At 71.5% G+C, this 17260-nt stretch carries 15 protein-coding genes and 1 riboswitch; of the genes, 6 read left to right on the forward strand and 9 right to left on the reverse strand.

Annotation, left to right across the window (positions count from 1 at the left end; genetic code table 11):
- Positions 1 to 11 precede the first annotated feature (11 nt).
- Positions 12 to 947 carry an ABC transporter substrate-binding protein gene (locus ACPXB1_RS23230; protein WP_355587999.1) on the reverse strand — a complete coding sequence of 312 codons (936 nt, stop codon included), beginning with the start codon at positions 945 to 947 and terminating at the stop codon, positions 12 to 14.
- A gap of 110 nt (positions 948 to 1057) precedes the next feature.
- A riboswitch (cobalamin riboswitch) is annotated at positions 1058 to 1123 on the reverse strand.
- Between the two features lie 100 nt (positions 1124 to 1223).
- Positions 1224 to 3101, reverse strand: coding sequence for a M14 family zinc carboxypeptidase (locus ACPXB1_RS23235; protein ID WP_355587997.1), 1878 nt, complete (start codon positions 3099 to 3101; stop codon positions 1224 to 1226).
- 211 nt (positions 3102 to 3312) lie between these two features.
- On the opposite strand from ACPXB1_RS23235, the gene ACPXB1_RS23240 reads away from it, so the two are divergent.
- A complete protein-coding gene (locus ACPXB1_RS23240; RefSeq protein ID WP_425735770.1) occupies positions 3313 to 4650 on the forward strand; it encodes a C39 family peptidase in 1338 nt (445 codons plus the stop codon).
- A 58-nt stretch (positions 4651 to 4708) separates the two neighbouring features.
- Here the strand turns inward: ACPXB1_RS23240 and ACPXB1_RS23245 are convergent, their stop codons facing one another.
- The 3 genes from ACPXB1_RS23245 to mqnE form a co-directional block, all read right to left on the reverse strand.
- Positions 4709 to 5014 (reverse strand): DUF4229 domain-containing protein, encoded by a 306-nt coding sequence (locus tag ACPXB1_RS23245; protein WP_355587993.1) that lies wholly within the window; start codon positions 5012 to 5014, stop codon positions 4709 to 4711.
- Positions 5015 to 5085: 71 nt separating this feature from the next.
- Entirely contained in the window at positions 5086 to 5523 is a 438-nt protein-coding gene (locus ACPXB1_RS23250; RefSeq protein WP_425735771.1) for a hypothetical protein, read from the reverse strand.
- Positions 5524 to 5546: 23 nt separating this feature from the next.
- Positions 5547 to 6716 carry an aminofutalosine synthase MqnE gene (mqnE, locus tag ACPXB1_RS23255; RefSeq protein WP_355587989.1) on the reverse strand — a complete coding sequence of 390 codons (1170 nt, stop codon included), beginning with the start codon at positions 6714 to 6716 and terminating at the stop codon, positions 5547 to 5549.
- 254 nt (positions 6717 to 6970) lie between these two features.
- On the opposite strand from mqnE, the gene ACPXB1_RS23260 reads away from it, so the two are divergent.
- From ACPXB1_RS23260 to ACPXB1_RS23275, 4 genes are all read left to right on the forward strand, one after another.
- On the forward strand, positions 6971 to 8530 hold the full coding sequence (locus ACPXB1_RS23260) for a C40 family peptidase (protein WP_355587987.1): 1560 nt from the start codon (positions 6971 to 6973) through the stop codon (positions 8528 to 8530).
- A gap of 114 nt (positions 8531 to 8644) precedes the next feature.
- Positions 8645 to 10450, forward strand: coding sequence for a hypothetical protein (locus tag ACPXB1_RS23265; protein ID WP_425735772.1), 1806 nt, complete (start codon positions 8645 to 8647; stop codon positions 10448 to 10450).
- 350 nt (positions 10451 to 10800) lie between these two features.
- A complete protein-coding gene (locus ACPXB1_RS23270) occupies positions 10801 to 12729 on the forward strand; it encodes a DEAD/DEAH box helicase (RefSeq protein WP_355588489.1) in 1929 nt (642 codons plus the stop codon).
- 105 nt (positions 12730 to 12834) lie between these two features.
- A complete protein-coding gene (locus ACPXB1_RS23275; protein ID WP_355588487.1) occupies positions 12835 to 13455 on the forward strand; it encodes a putative glycolipid-binding domain-containing protein in 621 nt (206 codons plus the stop codon).
- A gap of 9 nt (positions 13456 to 13464) precedes the next feature.
- On the opposite strand, the gene ACPXB1_RS23280 is transcribed toward ACPXB1_RS23275, so the two are convergent.
- The 3 genes from ACPXB1_RS23280 to ACPXB1_RS23290 are packed head-to-tail and all read right to left on the reverse strand — an operon-like array spanning position 13465 to position 15925.
- Entirely contained in the window at positions 13465 to 14556 is a 1092-nt protein-coding gene (locus ACPXB1_RS23280; protein WP_355587983.1) for a PLP-dependent cysteine synthase family protein, read from the reverse strand.
- A gap of 31 nt (positions 14557 to 14587) precedes the next feature.
- Positions 14588 to 15418 carry an SDR family NAD(P)-dependent oxidoreductase gene (locus ACPXB1_RS23285; protein ID WP_355587981.1) on the reverse strand — a complete coding sequence of 277 codons (831 nt, stop codon included), beginning with the start codon at positions 15416 to 15418 and terminating at the stop codon, positions 14588 to 14590.
- Positions 15419 to 15466: 48 nt separating this feature from the next.
- Positions 15467 to 15925, reverse strand: coding sequence for an Lrp/AsnC family transcriptional regulator (locus ACPXB1_RS23290; RefSeq protein ID WP_053652188.1), 459 nt, complete (start codon positions 15923 to 15925; stop codon positions 15467 to 15469).
- Between the two features lie 270 nt (positions 15926 to 16195).
- On the opposite strand from ACPXB1_RS23290, the gene ACPXB1_RS23295 reads away from it, so the two are divergent.
- Complete coding sequence (locus ACPXB1_RS23295) at positions 16196 to 16462, forward strand: BldC family transcriptional regulator (protein ID WP_007454516.1); 267 nt, start codon at positions 16196 to 16198, stop codon at positions 16460 to 16462.
- Positions 16463 to 16562: 100 nt separating this feature from the next.
- Here ACPXB1_RS23295 and ACPXB1_RS23300 read toward each other — a convergent pair whose 3' ends face one another.
- Positions 16563 to 17192, reverse strand: coding sequence for a UbiX family flavin prenyltransferase (locus ACPXB1_RS23300; RefSeq protein WP_355587979.1), 630 nt, complete (start codon positions 17190 to 17192; stop codon positions 16563 to 16565).
- Between the last annotated feature and the right edge of the window lie 68 nt (positions 17193 to 17260).

Here is a 17260-nt window from a genome sequence, read left to right on the forward strand (position 1 = left end):
ACGGACGTCGGTCACGCGGGCACCTTGGCGACCGCGTCGATGACGACCCGGAGCAGGTCCACGATCCGCGGGCCCCAGCGGGAGGCGATGTCGTCGTCCAGTGCCACGACCTGGTTGTTCTTCACCGCCGTGATCCCTGCCCAGCCGCTGCGGGCCTTTACCGAGTCGGCGTTCTGCTGGCAGCACTTGGCGTCGGCAAGGAAGACGAAGTCCGGGTCGGCCTTGACGATGAACTCCTGGGACAGCTGCGGGTAGCCGGCGCTCTTGCCGTCCGCGTCGGCCGGGTCGGCGATGTTGGTCAGGCCTACCAGGTTGTAGATCGAGCCGATGAAGGTCTTGCTCGTGGCGCTGTACAACTCCGGGCCCAGCTCGTGGAAGTAGGTGAGCTTCTCGGCGCGCTGCGGCAGGTCCTTGGTGAGCTTGGTGATGTCGTCCTTCATCCGGGTGGTGACATCGGTGGCCTGGTCGGCGTGCCCGGTGAGCGTGCCCAGGTCGGTGATCTGCCGGTAGGTGTCGTCGAGCGTGGTCGCCGCCGGGGTCAGGTAGACCGGGATCTTCAGCTTGCCGAGCTGGTCGACGATCTTGTTCCGGTCGTCGGAGAGCACCACCAGGTCGGGGTTCTTGCTGGCGATCGCCTCGGCGTTGGGCTGGAAGCCGGACAGGTCGGTCTTGGGCGCGTCGGCCGGGTAGTTGGACTGGTCGTCGACAGCGGTGACCTGCGGGCCGGCACCGATGGCGAAGAGCATCTCGGTGGCGGTGGGCGCCAGCGACACGATCTTCTCGGGCCGCTTGTCGAGGGTGAGTGAGCCGACCGTCACCGGGAAGCTGGCGGTCGCCGAACTGGCGCCGGGCGCCGGCTGGTTGTCGGCCTTCTCGGCGCACGCGCCGAGGGCGAGCGCGGCGACCGCGAGGGTCGCGGCGAAGAGCCGGGGGGTACGTCTGAACATGTGGCCTCCTGTCGGTCGAGGAGTGTGGTGCTTCGCCGACAGGACTTCCGTACGCCCGCCCGCGAGGCGCCCTTCCTCGAGAGCGCGTTTCGCGACCTATCCGCAGGCGACCTGGCTCGTCCTCACCGTCAGGTGAGGCATCACAGTTGCGGGACAGCGCCGGGTTGAGCACCGGCTTCGCTGCGGAGTGGTCGGTAAGACGGTAGCGCACCGCTGGATCTGGAGGCTCGGAGCGGGTGGTGGGGCCCCGCAGGGGCGGAACGGGGCCCCACCCGGTCAGGAGGCGGTGATTGTGACGTTGTCCACAGCCGCCTCCACGAGGCTCGCGCCGGAGGCGTCCGCGGCCTCGACGAGGATCCGCACGGACTGGCCGGCGTACGGGGTGAGGTTGAGGCTCGCGACAGCCCAGCTGGCGTTGCGGTTGGCCGCCGCGCCGGCCTGGGTGAGCAGCACTGTGGTGCCGCCGTTGTGCACCACGCTCACCCGCAGGTAGTCGGCTGACGACGAGTTCGAGCCGTGGGCCAGGTACCAGGCCAGCGAGAGGGTCAGCGTGCCCGAGGACGGCAGGGTCACCGCCGGGGACCGGGCACTTGTCACTCCGCCGTCGACGTCGTAGTCACCGGCTGCCGAGCCGGCGAGCCGGCCGGTGACCAGGTCGTTGGAACCGGCGTACGGGGTGAGCTGCTTGGCACCGGAGGAGTTGGTCGCCTGGGCGGCGCCCCGCTCCCACGCCCCGCTGGTGGCGGCGTCGGTGCCGGACGGGTTGGTGGTCCAGCCGGTGGAGGTCTCGAAGGTGTCCGACCAGACCGTGGTGCCACCACCGCTACCGCAGTACTGCGCCTGCTTGCCGATGACCCGGTACGGGCAGTCGGCGTACTCGCTGAGCATCAGCACGGCCTCGCGGTTGCGGCTGGTCTGCGCGGGGATCACCTCGTCGGGCGGGTAGAAGCCGCCGCCGCTGGCCGAGCCCGGATACATCTCGAAGGTGTACGCCCAGATGTTGTGGGTGGCCCACATCCAGTCGATGCTGTCACCGTCGGTGATGTAGAGGTCACTTGACTGCTGCGGTGTGTAGTTGTTGGTCGCCGCCATCTGCTGCCCGAGGGTGGCGAAGGTGTTGTACTGGTCGGCGCTCATTCCGGTCGCCGTGTTCGCTGTGGTGTAGCCGTAGGGCCAGAGCACCAGCTGTGAGTACGTGTGGAAGTCGATGTTCGCCTTGATCTGCTGGGTGCCGCCGACCACTCGACTGTTGACGAAGTTGCGCAGCGCCTGCGTCTCGGGTGCGGAGAACGCCGACGGGCCGCGGTAGGTCTCCGACGAGGTCGAGCCGGACGAGCCGCCGCAGCAGCCCCAGTTGTAGCTCCAGTTGCGGTTGAGGTCGGTGCCGACGTTTGACGAGCCGCTGTTGGGCTGCCGGTTCTTGCGCCACGACCGGTACGACCCGGTGGCGATGTCGTACTCGCTGCCGTCGGGGTTGACGGTCGGCACGATCCAGATCTCCCGGGTGTTGACGATGTTCGTGATCCGGGAGTCGCTGTTGTAGCTGTCCGTGAAGAGGTTGAGCAGGTAGATCGCCATTTCGACGGTCAGGTGCTCGCGGGCGTGCTGCTGGGAGTTGAACAGGATCTCCGGCTCGTTCTCGTCGGTAGCGACGTTGTCGGAGATCTTCACGGCCATCAGATCGCGGCCCTCGTACGACGTACCAATGCTGATCTTGCGGGCGATGGACGGGTGGTCGGCGACCACCTGGTTCACGACGGCGGTCAGCTCGGCGTAGTCGTGGTAGTTGGAGTCGGCGGGCGGGAAGGCGAGCGTGCCCACCTCACCGGCGCCGCGTTCGGCGTTCGGCGGCGGGGCGAGCGGTTCCAGGCGGAATCCGAGCTTGCCGATCGCGGCGGCTTCCGCGGCGGTGGCCGAGATGTGCAGGACACCGTGCTCGGAATAGTCGATGGCTGCCCCGGTGCGGGCCACCGCGTTGCGGTCGGCGAGGGTTCGGGGCCCCAGTACCCGGTAGCTGGCGGCGGCCGATTCGGCTGCGCGATCCGGTGCCGGTTTCGCGGCGACCGGTCCGGCGGCCACTGTGACGATGCCCAGCCCGGCGACGACGGCGAACGCCAGGGCACGGCGGAGAGGATTGGGCCTGCGGAGGGCCATGTACTACCTCCTCGAAGGGCGGGAGATCCCGCTCGGTGATGCACACTTCACCACCAGCGACATGGTCATATCAATATCCATCGCTGCCTTATGCATCCCAGATTGACCATCGCGGTGGCAATGATTTTCTGCACCCGAACATCTGGCGAAACTTCCCGCCAAGCGAGAAACTGACCAGCGACGATGCCCCTCTCGACACCGCGGAGCACCAATGGCCAGACCCCGCCTGCACGCGGCCGCCCTCGCCGGCGTCAGCGCGCTCACCCTGCTCGCCACAATGGCCCCCGCGTCAGCGGGGCGACCACCTTCCCCCACCCACGACGAGCAGATCACCTTCCAGGACTGGTCCGGCCCCGCCGACTGGCACCGCGGCAGCCAGTCAGGCACCCGCGTCGTGCCCGGCGCGCGATCCGGCGTCACCCTGGCCCGACCGGCCGGCACCATCGAGTACGCCGACCCGCACACCGGCACCACACGCACCTGGGAGTACGGCACCTGGACCTCGCCGGTGACCCGGATCGGCTTCGACGCCACCGAGCTGATCGCCTCCTGGAACGCCGAGACCCCCGCCGGCACCTGGATCCAGGTGGAGATGCAGGGCAGCTACACCAGCGGCGACCAGACCCCCTGGTACGTCATGGGTCGCTGGGCCTCCGGCGACACCGACATCAAACGGACAAGCGTCAACAGGCAGGGTGATCCCTGGTCGACGATCTGGACGGACACCTTCAGCATCGACGACGCCGACGCCGGGGTGCTGCTGCGGTCGTACCAACTGCGGCTCACCCTCTACCGTGCACCCGGGCAGACCGCCGCGCCGGTGGTCCGGATGCTCGGTGCCATGAGCTCCACAGTGCCGGACCGGTTCACAGTCACGCCGAGCGCCGGGCGCATCGCCTGGGGCGTCGAGCTGCCGGTGCCCCGCTACTCGCAGAACGTGCACAGTGGGCACTACCCCGAGTACGACGGCGGCGGTGAGGCGTGGTGCTCGCCCACGTCCACGGAGATGGTCGTCGAATACTGGGGGCGCAGGCCGTCGGCGGCCGACACCTCCTGGGTGGACCCGACCTACCCCGACCCGACCGTCAACCACGCCGCGCGGATGACCTTCGACTACGCGTACGACGGCGCTGGCAACTGGCCGTTCAACACCGCGTACGCGGCCAGTTTCCCCGGCCTGGAGGGGCGGGTCACCCGACTGCACTCACTCGACGAGCTGGAGCGTTTCATCGCTGCAGGCATCCCGGTCGTGACCAGCCAGTCCTTCCTCGCCAGCGAGTTGGACGGGGCGAACTACGGCACCTCCGGGCACCTGTTCGTGGTGGTCGGCTTCACCGCCGACGGTGACGTGATCGTCAACGACCCCGCCTCGTCGAGCAACGACGTGGTGCGCAACGTCTACAAGCGCGCCCAGTTCGAGCAGATCTGGCTGCGTACCAAGCGCATAAACGCCACCGGCGGCGTCTCCGGCGGCTCCGGCGGCATCGCGTACCTGATCAAGCCGGTCTCAAAGCCCTGGCCACGGGTCGCCGGTTCCACGAACTGGTAGCAGATGATCAAGAGGTCCGCGGCACGGGGACAGCCTCCCGGTGACGCGGACCTCTTGATCAACGCGAAGGCTGGTCCGCCGGGGGATCGCCGTCAACGTCGGTGTCGGAGGTCGCAGGCTTGTCGTCGCCGGCCAGGGCGGAGCGCAGGCGCTCCTTCTCCGTACGGCGGCGCTCCGCCGCTTCGGCCATCTCCTGGGCCATCTCGTCCCGGAAGCCGCGCAACAGGAAGAAGGAGAGCGCGGCGGAGAACGCCAGCGCCAGAATCAGCTTCAGGAAAATGTCCATGTCGACGAACCAGAGGCCCGCCAGCACGGCGACGAACAACCCGAGCCGACCCAGCGTGTACTTGACCGCCGCGCTCACCTGCACCACTCCGTTCCCTAGCTCGCCCGCCCCGCGGCGGAAAGATCGACCCACCCGGCGGGCGGTCGGGGTCAGCCGGTCCGGCGGGCCAACCAGCGGACGCCCGGAAACCACACAGCCGCGTACGCGACGGTGAACGCCGCCGCCGCCAACGCCCCGGACAGCAGCGGCGGCAACCCGGCGCCCAGCCCGGCGATCAGCAGACCCGAGACCACACCGACAGCCGCCGCGACAAGCGCCGCCACCACCCGGGCAGCGCCGAACTCCCACGCCCGGAAATCGTCCCAGAACAGCCAGGCCGGCAGGATCACCGCCAGCCAGCCGTTGGTGTTGCCGAAGTCGCCGGCACCGAACGAGGCGAACGCCAACTCGAACACCACGAGCGCCAGCACGCCGATGACCAGACCGGCCAGGCACACGCCCAGCAGGTCGGCCAGGGTACGGATACGCCCCTGGTCGTCCCGACGGGGAAACCCGCCCTGCTTCTCGGACTCGCGCTGCTCGGTCATCGACTGCGAGGGTACGTGGTGACTCAGGCCCAGACCTGCTGCGGCTCGGCGCGGCGCTCGGCCAGCGACGGCGCCTTGTCGTACTCCCGAACCACGTTGTAGCGGGTGTCCCGCTCGACCGGCTGGAAACCGGCGTCCCAGATCAGGTGCAGCAGGTCGTCACGGTGCATGGTGTTCGGGGTGCCGTACGAGTCGGCGTCATGGGTGATCTTGTATTCGACCACCGAGCCGTCCAGGTCGTCCACGCCGAAGTTCAGCGAGAGCTGAGCCACCGAGAGACCGTGCATCACCCAGAAGTTCTTCAGGTGCGGAACGTTGTCGAACAGCAGCCGCGAGACGGCGAACGTCTTCAGCGACTCGGCCGGCGACGCCATCGTGGTACGCGCCTGGATCCGGTTACGGATCTTGCCGTCCGCCGAGTCCACGAAGTCGTGCTGGTAGCGCAGCGGGATGAAGACCGCGAAGCCGCCCGTCTCGTCCTGCAACTCGCGCAGCCGCAGCACGTGGTCGACGCGGTGCCGGGGCTCCTCGATGTGGCCGTACAGCATTGTCGCCGGGGTCTTCATGCCCTTGCTGTGCGCCAGCGCGTGGATGCGCGACCAGTCCTCCCAGTGGCAGGCGTGGTCGACGATGTGCTGCCGGACCTCCCAGTCGAAGATCTCCGCGCCACCGCCGGTGAGCGACTCCAGGCCGGCGTCCATCAGCTCGTCGAGGATCTCGTCGGCGCTCAGGCCACTGATCTTCTCGAACCACTGCACCTCGGTCGCGGTGAAGCACTTGAGCTTGACGTTCGGCAGCGCCGCCTTCAGCTCACGCAGCACCTTCGGGTAGTAGCGCCACGGCAGCGTCGGGTGCAGGCCGTTGACGATGTGCAGCTCGGTGAGCTGCTCATCCTCCATCTCCTTGGCCTTGCGGACCGCCTCGTCGATGCGCATCGTGTACGCGTCCTTCTCGCCCGGCTTGCGCTGGAACGAGCAGTACGCACAGGACGCCGAACAGACGTTGGTCAGGTTGAGGTGCCGGTTGACGTTGAACATCACCCGCTCACCGTTCAGCTCGGTGCGCTTGTGGTGCGCCAACCGACCCAACCAGGTCAGGTCGTCACTCTCGTAGAGCGCGATCCCGTCCTCCCGGGTCAGCCGTTCATCGGCGTACACCTTCGCTTCGAGCTCGCGCTTGAGTCCGGCGTCCATGGCACGTCCCTTCCACCTGCGGTCCCGGTCGAGCGTACGTCGGCGCTCCGGCACTCGCGGCGGCACGGTCGGCGACAGCGATCCGCTCGACGGGCTCGACGACCCTCTCAACAGACTCTCAGCCTCCCGTAACCCGGCGACGCATCGACAACGTTGGCGGGGTGCGGTAAGACAGGGTGGGGCGGAACTCACACTGGTACCGTCCCGGCGGCCGCGCCCACCGAGCGCGGAGGCGAGCACCGGACGGGAGCGGAATGGTCGACAGCGAGCGCGGGCGACGGCAGCGACGACGGAGCCCGGTGATCTCGCCGGTGCTGCGGCCGAAGCTCTGGGCCGCCCTGCTCGGCGCGATCGCCGCCGCCGTGCTGGCCACCCCCGCGTACGCCGATCCGGCAGTGCCCGCCACGGTGCCGGACACCGGCTCCCGGCCCGCCGCCGTCGGCGAGCTTCGACTGCCCGGCAGCGCACCCGGCGCCGGCGTCCCCGTTCCGCCCCCGGTCAACATCGGCGCCGGCCCGCTCGCCGCCCAGATCGCCGCCGCCGAGAGTCAGGTCGGCATCCTCGGTGACGGGTTACTACAGAGCCGGCAGAAACGCACCGACGCGCAGGCCAACCTGCAAGCCGCCGGCAAGGCGCTGGAGACCGCGCAGGACGCCGTGCTCCGCGCCCAGCAGGCGGCCGACTCGGCTGCCTCCGACGCGGTAAAGGCCGCCGCCGCGCTGCCGCCCGGCGACTTCGTCAACGACATCCAGGGCTTGAGCCGCCTCCAGCGGATCAATCGTGGCGAAAAGGTCGAGGGCGCCACCGCCGGGGTGGCCGGTGAACTGACGCGGGCACGCGCCGGCGAGCAGAAGGCGTACGAGGCGCACGCCGCCGCCAAGACCGCGCTCGAAGCCGCCGAGGCGGAGTTCACCACTGGCGAGAAGGCGCTGCGCGCTGCCGAGGCCAGCCTTGTCACCCTCCGCAAGAACAACGCGGCGCAGCTCATCGAGCTGGAACGCCAGCAGGAAGCCACCGAGCAGCAGCTCGGAGCGGGTTACGTCGCCGGCCAGAGCACAAACGGGATGGCCGCGCACCCGCGGGCGCTGGCTGCCGTCCGGTATGCGCTCGCCCAGCTCGGCGACCCGTACAAGTGGTCGGAGGAGGGTCCGGACGCGTTCGACTGCTCCGGCCTGATGTGGGCGGCGTACCGGTCGCCGGGCGCCGACTACTTCAACCTGCCCCGCGTCTCCCGCGACCAGTACGCGGCCACCCGTGCCCGTACGGTGCCGCAGAGCGCACTGCTCCCCGGCGACCTGCTGTTCTTCGCCTCCGGCAGCAGCTACACCACGATCCACCACGTCGGCATGTACATCGGCAACGGCAAGATGGTGCAGGCGCCCACCACCGGCGATGTGGTCAAGATCTCGGTCGTCCGCTGGTCGCGGCTCTACGCAGCCACCCGGGTGATCGGCGCGGTGCCCGCACCGGCCGTACCGACAGTGCCGGTTCCGCCGGTGCAGCCAACTCCGCCGCCGAAGCCGACTCCCACCACCAAGCCGACTCCCACCACCAAGCCGACGCCGACGACGAAGCCGACGCCCACACCGACCACGCCCACCCCGACGCCGACCACGCCCACCCCGACGCCGACGGGCGGCACCACGCCGACCCCGACGAGCGGCCCGGGCGGCAGGCCGACGACGCTGCCTCCGCCGCCGACCACTGCACCGGCCAGCGCATCGGCCACCGCAACGACGACCGCCACGCCCGAGACCAGCCGGAGCGGATCCGCCAGCACCAGCCCGACGGGCAGCCCGAGCACCGACGGCTGACCCGCCACCGCCGCCTCTGGCTGTCCGCTCGGGACGATCTGTGGCACGGTGACAACCAGGCACATCCGGTCCGACGTCACGGGCGCGGGTGCGAGCGTGGCGCGGAGGGCGGAGATGGCCGAGCAGAGAGATCCGGCGGAGACTGTCGACCCCGTCCTGGATCGGGCCGACCCGCCGAGGCCAGGCCCCGCCGACCCGGCAGCCGCCAGTGCCGTCGACGGCACCCCGGACGCTGAGGCCGCCAACCCTGAGGCCGCCAGCCCTGACGCCGCCAGCTCCGGACCCGACGTTGCCGGGACCGACGCCGCAGCCAGAGCCGAGGCGACTGCCGGCACCGAGGCGGCAGCCGGCACCGAGGCGGCAGCCGACACCGAGGCGGCAGCCGACACCAACGCCAAAGCTGAATCCGGGGCCACAGCCGCATCCCGGGCCGCCGCTGAAACCGGGACCGCCGCCGAGGTTGGCGCCCCGGCCCGTGCTGCCGCCTCCGCCGGCACCATCGCGGCCGGCAGCACACCCGAAGCGGACGTGGAACGCCCGGCGGCCAGCGATGCCCGCCCAGGTTCGGCGGCGTCCGGTCCGGTGCGGGCGCGGGCCAGTGTCGCGACCGTGGCCACGCCGGCCGGTGATCTCCCCGCCAGCGCCCCGGCCACCGCGACCACCTACCGGGCGAAGGGCTCGACCAGCCCGGCCAGCACGTCACTGCCCGGCCAGCGGGAGGGCTCGGCCTCGTCGGCGCGGGCCAGCGCCGTGGTGCCCGACAGCAGCCGCCTGACGGCCGCCACCAGGGGTACGCCGCAGGCCCACGCCGGCACGCCCGCCGTGTACCGGTCCGGCCCGACCACTCCCGAGGCGGCGCAGCATGCCGAGCCTCTCCCGCCGTCGGCGCCGGAGCCGACGCCTGCGGAGCCCGAGCCGAGCGGGCCCGGCGAGCCCGAGCCGGCGCCCAGTCCCGGGCCGTACCCGCCCGGTCCGACGCCGGAGCCCGCCCCGCCAGCGCCCGGCCCTGTGCCGCCGCCGGTGCCGGGGCCTCCCGTGCCGCCGCCCTCGCCGCTGCCGCCCATTCCGGGCCCACCGACGCCGCCTGTGCCCGGCCCGCCGACGCCGCCGCCCGGCCCGCCGGTGCCCGCGCCACCGCCCGGCCCGAGGCCGGCACCACCGTTTCCGCCACCTCCGGCGATGACGGGTACGCCGGGCGTACGGGCCACCGCCTCGGTCTCCGCACCGCCGGCCGGCTGGGCGTCCGCCAACGAACCAGCACGCCGGACCCCGGACAGGGCACAGCCGGCGGCTGCACACCGCACCCCCGACACCGCACAGCGCACCCCGGGCGCGGTGCCGTGGACCCCTCCCGCGACGCCGTCGACCCAAGCTGCGACGCCGTCGACCCCGGCTTCGGCGCCGCCGGCTCCGGGCGGTACGACACAGGCAGCGTCGGGTGGCCCGTGGGCCGAGGCACAGGCCCCCGCGCCCGTGGTGCCCGCACCCGCACTGCCCAGTTGGCCGCCGTCGACCACCGGCGCCCCCACACCAGGTGGCGTCGGCGGCACCCGGTCCGCCACGTCCTCGACCTATCCGGCGGGCGAGCGCGCCACGCCTGGTGCGGCGGCTGCCGGTGCGCGTCGCGGCGGTCGTGACAGCGGCTCGGATCTGCCGGGCACCGTCTACGGCGGCGGCGAGGGGCCGGGCTTCGCCACGATTGCGCTTCCGGCGAACGCCGCGGTGGAGAATTCCGGCTCACTGACCGGGCACATTCTGGCCCAGGGCTGGGCGGACACGCCTGCCGAATCGTCCCGCAACACGCGCGTGGTGATCGTCCTGATCGCGGCTCTGGGGCTGCTGGTGGCGATCAGCGTGCTCGTCGTCCTGCTGGCGGGTGACGCCATGGACAGCCTGGTCGGCAGCGTCCTCAGCGGCTGAGCCGTTCAGCAGCAACGATGGTGAGTCCGCCCACTACGGTCGGGCAACCCGCTGGCGAGTCTGGCGAACCGCCGTACACTGGTCGGGATCACTGACCCGGCGCGTGTGGTGCGCGCCCCTGGGCGGTCTTGCGGGCGATCCGGCGGCACAGCCGCGGCAGGCCATCGCGAAGATGCGCCCCGCTCGAAAGGCATTTGTTGACCACCTCTGCTGACACCAGCACCGTTCCGACCGTTTTCGACCCCAGTGCGGTGGCGCCGCGTGACGCCGCCCCGGCAACTTCCGACGCCGCCCCGGCGCAGGCCGCAGCGACAGCCATCGACCCGACCGAGACTGCTCCGGGCGAGGCCATGGCGGTCGAGCCCACGTCGACCGAGATCACCGAGGCGGTCGACTTCGCCGGCCTCGGCCTGCCCGAGCCGTTGGTTCGCGCACTTGCCCGACAGGGCATCACCTCCCCGTTCGAGATCCAGCGGGCCACCGTTCCGGACGCGCTCGCAGGCCGGGACGTCCTGGGCCGTGGCCAGACCGGGTCGGGCAAGACGCTCGCCTTCGGGCTGCCGATGATCGCCCGGCTCGCCGACCGCAACCGGGCCCGGCCACTGCGGCCCCGCGCCCTGGTCCTGGTCCCCACCCGCGAGCTGGCCATGCAGGTCAACGACGCCTTGGTGCCGCTGGGCAAGGCCGTCGGCATCTTCCTCAAGACCGCCGTCGGCGGAGTTCCGTACGACCGCCAGATCGACGCGCTCCGACGCGGCGTCGAGATCATCGTGGCGACCCCGGGCCGGCTCGGCGACCTGATCGAGCGGGGCATCTGCCAGCTCGACGACGTCGAGGTCACGGTGCTCGACGAGGCCGACCAGATGGCCGACATGGGCTTCCTGCCCGAGGTGACCGAACTGCTGGCAAAGACGCCCGCCGGTAGTCAGCGTCTGCTCTTCTCGGCCACCCTCGACGGCGACGTCGACGCGCTGGTCCGGCGCTTCATGAACGACCCGGTGACCCACTCCACCGCGCCGTCGACCGCATCGGTGTCCACCATGGACCACCACATGCTGCTGATCCCGCCGCACGAGAAGTTCCCGGTGGCCGCCTCGATCGCCGCCCGTGACGGCCGGACCATGGTCTTCGCACGTACCCAACTGGGCGTGGACCGGCTTGTCGAGCAACTCGCGGCCGTCGGCGTGCGCGCCGGTGGGCTGCACGGCGGCAAGACCCAGCGGATGCGGACGAAGACGCTCGCCGAGTTCCGTGAGGGCCGGATGAACGTCCTGGTCGCCACTGACGTGGCGGCACGCGGCATCCACGTCGACGGAGTGACCCTCGTGTTGCACGTCGACCCGCCGAAGGACCCGAAGGACTACCTGCACCGCGCCGGGCGCACCGCCCGCGCTGGCGAGTCGGGCGCGGTCGCCACGTTGGTGCTTCCCAAGCAGCGGCGTACGACCCTCGCCATGTTGGAGAAGGCCGGCGTGGCACCGGCCGAGGCCCGGGTACGGCTCGGCGACCCGATGCTGGCCGAGTTGATCGGTGCCCGCGAGCCCAGCGGCATCCCGGTGCGGGTGGAGGCGGAGCCTCGGGGCTACGGCGACCGCTCCGGCGGCGCACGCCGCTTCGACGACCGTTCCGGCGGCCCGCGCCGCTTCGGCGACCGCCCCCAGGGTGAGCGGCGCTACGCCGACCGGCCCACCGGCGAGCGCCGCTTCGGCGACCGCCCGACCGGCGACCGGCAGTACGGCGACCGTCCGACCGGCGAGCGTGGCTACGGCGACCGTCCGCAGGGTGAGCGCCGCTACGCCGACCGGGACAGCCGGGGCTACGGCGACCGGCCCACTGGTGAGCGCCGCTTCGGCGATCGTCAGCAGTTCGGTGACCGGGGCGACCGTCCTGGTGGTGAGCGCCGCTTCGGCGACCGCCCGCAGGGTGACAGGCAGTACGGCGACCGTCCGCAGGGCGAGCGCCGCTACAGCGACAGGCCCACCGGCGATCGGCAGTACGGCGACCGGCCCAGCGGCGAGCGCGGTTACGGCGACCGTCCGCAGGGTGAGCGGCGCTACGGCGACCGGCAGTTCGGCGACCGGCCCAGCGGCGAGCGGCGCTACGGCGACCGTCCGCAGGCGGACCGGGGTGACCGGCCGGCCGGCGAGCGGCGTTTCGCGGACCGGGACACCCGGGGTGGCTACCGCTCCGAGGGCCGTACTCGGGACGACCGGCCACGTGACGACAGGCCGCGGGATGACCGGCGCGGTTTCGGGCGGCCGCCGGCGCGTACCCACTGATCATTTGATCTGACGGACGCCGTCGCGGAGCCTTGCTCCGCGACGGCGTTCGCGCATGCGCTGCCAAGGGCGGCGCGGTCGCGTAACGTCCGGCTCATGGCGACCATGCCGAAGTCGATCTTCTGGTCCCGGACGGACACCGCTGGCAGTGAGCAGGCCCTGCTCGACGACAGGAACGGGCTGTCGGCCCGGGGCACGTTGCTGGCGGTCGACCCGGTGCCCTTCACGGCCCGCTACCAGGTGGCCACATCGCCCGACTGGAGCGCGTCCCGCGTCGAGATCGAGGCCGAGGGATCAGGCTGGATGCGCCGGGTGACGTTGGAGCGGGCGGCGGGCCGGTGGCGGGTGACCACCGCCGAGCAGGGTGACCTGGACGCGGCGCTTGTCGCGGCCGGGCACCACCGGGCCGGCCTGCCGGGCACCGACGATCCGGACCGTCTGGCCGACGCGATCGACGTCGACCTGAGTGGCTCCTCGCTGTTCAACGCCCTGCCGGTGCGCCGGCTCGGGCTGGCGGGCAGTCCAGCCGACATGCCACGGCGGATCACCGTCGCCTGGGTGCTGCTGCCCGGCTTGGAGGTGGTGCCGGCCGAGCAGATCTACACCGGGGTCGGGCCGGGCCGCGTACGGTTCGCCAGCGGCACGTTCACCGCCGACATCGATGTGGACGCCGACGGCTACGTGGTGCGCTATCCCGGCCTGGCCGAGCGGATCGACCCGCGCTGACCGGCCGTTTCAGGCCGACCAGACGCCGCTGGTAAGGAAACGCTCGATGGTGGTGGCGTGCGGTGCCAGGTCGAGGCCCTGGGCGGCCAACCAGTCGTCGGCGTAGTACGTGTCGGCGTACCTGTCACCGGGGTCGCAGATCAGCGTGACGACCGAGCCGGTCCGGCCCTCGGCGATCATCTCGGCGATCAGGCCGAAGGCACCCCACAGGTTGGTGCCGGTGGAGCCGCCGACCCGTCGGCCGAGCACCGCCGACCCGGCGCGCATGGCGGCGAGCGAGGCCGCGTCCGGCACCTGGACCATCCGGTCCACCACGGCGGGCACGAAGGACGCCTCCACCGTGGGACGGCCGATCCCCTCGATGCGGGAACCCTTGCCGGTCTCCACCGACCAGTCGGCCGCCAGCCAGGCCGGATAGAAGGCGGAGTTCTCCGGGTCCACCACGCAGAGCTTGGTGGACAGCCTGCGGTAGCGGGCGTACCGGCCGACGGTCGCGCTGGTGCCACCGGTGCCGGCGCCCACCACCACCCAGGCCGGGATGGGGTGCCGTTCCAGCTCCAACTGCGCGTAGATCGACTCGGCGATGTTGTTGTTGCCCCGCCAGTCGGTGGCCCGCTCGGCGTACGTGAACTGGTCCATGAAGTGGCCGCCGGAGTCCTCGGCCAGCCAGCGGGCCTCGACCACGACGCTCGCGGGATCGTCCACCAGGTGGCACCGGCCGCCCTGGAACTCGATCTGCGCGATCTTCTCCGGTGAGGTGGAGGCGGGCATCACGGCGATGAACGGCAGCCCGAGCATCCGCGCGAAGTACGCCTCGGAGACCGCCGTGGAGCCAGAGGACGCCTCGATGATCGTCGTACGCGGCCCGATCCAGCCGTTGCAGAGCCCGTAGAGGAAGAGGGAGCGGGCCAGCCGGTGCTTGAGCGAGCCGGTGGGGTGCGACGACTCGTCCTTGAGGTACAGGTCGATCCCCCAGGCCCGGGGCAGCGGAAACGGCAGCAGGTGGGTGTCGGCCGAACGGTTCGCGTCCGCCTCGACGGCGGCGATGGCCTCGGTCACCCAGCTGCGGCCGGCCTCGTCGCACCTGTCGAGATGAGTCACGCCGGAAACCTAGCAAGCAGGCCGGCGGTGGTCAGTTCCGGTCCGTTGGAGTAGTTCGCCGGCTTTGGCGGCGTTGTCCGGCCCGGCCGACGGCCTGGACGATGGGTGTCAGCCCGACGGCAAGCCGGGGCAGGGTGTCCAGCAGCCGGACCTGGGCACCGCGCCAGCGGGGCAGGCTGACGACCGGACGGGGTCGGCGAGCCAGCCGGGCGGCCCGGGCAGCCACCCGCTGCGGGGTCAGCATCGACCCGGTGAACGAGGCCGCCGCGCCGGGGTCGTCCAGCCGGTCGTGCAGCATCGGCGTCCAGATGCCGTCCGGGCAGAGGCAGGACACGTGCACCCGCCCGTACCCGGCAATCCGCAGGTCGCTGAGCGTTCCGAGGCTGAACGCCAACAGGGCGTGCTTGCTGGCGGCGTACACCGTCTCGCCGGGCGCGGCGATGAGCCCGGCCAGCGAGACGATGTTCAGGACGTGGCCGTGACCCTGCCCGCGCATCACGGCGAGCGCGGCGAGCGTCCCGTTGATGGCCCCGTGGGTGTTGACGTCGAACACCCGGCGGCGGGTCGGCCCGTCGTGCTCCCAGGAGGGCCCGGTGACCAGGATGCCCGCGTTGTTGACCCAGAGGCCGAGGTCGCCCCGGCTCGCGGCGGTCGCCGCGATCTCGGCGCAGGCGGCCTCGTCGCGGACGTCCAGGGCGGCCGACCAGCCGCCGACCGGCGCGGCGGCAGCGGCTGCCGCGTCCGGGTCGAGGTCGGTGAGCAGCACCGGCCAGCCGTCGGCGTGCAGCGCGGTGGCGACGGCGCGGCCCAGGCCGCCGGCGGCCCCGGTCACCACTGCCACCCCGGTTCCCGGCGAGGTCATCGGCGCACGTTACCGCCGTGCGGCGGCGCGACACCAGGGGTACGCGGGTCAGGCGGGCGGTTGGCCGACCGGCTGGGGGCGGTTCTCCCACTTGGTGGACAGGGCGATGGCGGTGCGGGTGGAGGCGACGCCGGGGGTCCGGTTCAGCCGCACGATCAACTGCTCCAGCTCGGCGATCGTGCCGACCCGCGCCTTGAGGAGGAACGACTCGACGCCGGCCATGAAGTAGCAGGATTCGATCTCGGGCAGCACCCGCAGCGATTCCAGCATGTCGTCGGAGTCGGCGCCGGAGTCCTCGACGATGCCGATCAGTGCCGTGACGCCCAGCCCGATGGACTCGGGTGCCACGTCCGCGCGGTAGCCGCGGATCACGCCGTTGCTCTCCAGCTTGCCGACGCGCTCGTGGACGGCGGGGGCGGAGAGGCCCACCTGCCGGGCCAGTTCGGCGTACGAGAGGCGGGCGTTGCCGCGCAGCAGATCGACGAGGCTCAGGTCGATGGCGTCCACGGAGAGTGACCTTAACGGGTTGGGCGTAACGCGATGCCTCCGGCTCCCGTTGGGCAGAACAGTGAGTGACTGTTCACAAACCGACTGTCAAGGCAGGGGTTGCGCCAGTACCATTTACTAACTTCCCACTCAGTGCATTTTTCGCGTTTTGGCGGACAGGCCAGGTCCCTGGTGCTGTAATTGCCATACGTCCCTCATGACGGCTCTGGGCTCGCACCAGCCGGGGGCAGTGTGTTCAGCCAGGGGCTTCGTCGACGCGAGGAGGGGGCTGTGGACACTGGAGATCGCCTGCTGACACCGGGTGAGGTCGCCGCGCTGTTTCGGGTGGACCCGAAGACTGTGACGCGATGGGCGGCGGCCGGCCGGATAGGAAGCATCCGGACTCCAGGCGGGCATCGCCGATTTCGGGAATCCGAGGTGCGGGCCCTGCTTGAGGGGGAGGGCATGCTTGACGAGGTGGACGAGGTCGGAAAGCCACGCAATGTGGGTCCGGCCGCATCCACCGGGCCGGGTCCGGCCAATGCGGGCATGTACTGAACTGGTGCGGACATCGTCACGCGGACCGGGCGCCAGTCCGGTCCGCGTCGCGCAATGACGGCCCGCCTACCGGCGTGACCGGGCGGGCTGTGCGGACTGCTCAGCTCCGGCTCGCGCCGAGCTGCCCGGACCACCGCCGGAACAGGGTGTGTGGCACGCCGAGCGCATCCAGCACCTTGCCGGCCACGAAGTCGACCAACTGCTGCGCGCTTGCCGCCGCGCCGGCGCCGTAGAAACCTGGGCTGGCCGGCAGCACCACTGCACCGGCGTCGTGCAGTTCGATGAGATGTTCCAGGTGGCTGCGCGTCACAGGGGTCTCGCGGGGCACCACCACCACGGGTCGGCGCTCCTTCAGGTTCACCTCGGCGGCACGCTGCAGCAGATCCTTGGATAGCCCGATCGCGATGCCCGCGCACGCCGCCGTGCTGGCCGGCACCACTGCCATCCCGCGTACCCGGTAGGAGCCGCTGCTCGGCCCGGCCGCCAGGTCACCCGCCGGCCAGTGCCGCACGTCCGCGCCGGTCAGGTCCCGGCCGAGCCAGGCGGCGAGGTCCTCGGCCCAGTGCGCGTCACGGAACGGCCGGCCGGTCTCGTCGAGCACTGTGAGCCGCGCGGCCCGGGACACGATCAGGTCCACCGGCTCCCCCGCGTCCAGGAGTCCGCCGATGACCGCCGCCGCGTACGGCGTTCCGGAGGCTCCGGACACACCGATCACCCATGGTTCGCGCATGCCCCAAGCCTGCCTGGTCCGCGCGTGCGCCGTGCCATGACCCCCGCCCTGGCCCGTCCGCAGTGCCA

The organism is Micromonospora sp. DT68 (genome assembly GCF_049847245.1).
GTDB lineage: Bacteria > Actinomycetota > Actinomycetes > Mycobacteriales > Micromonosporaceae > Micromonospora > Micromonospora profundi.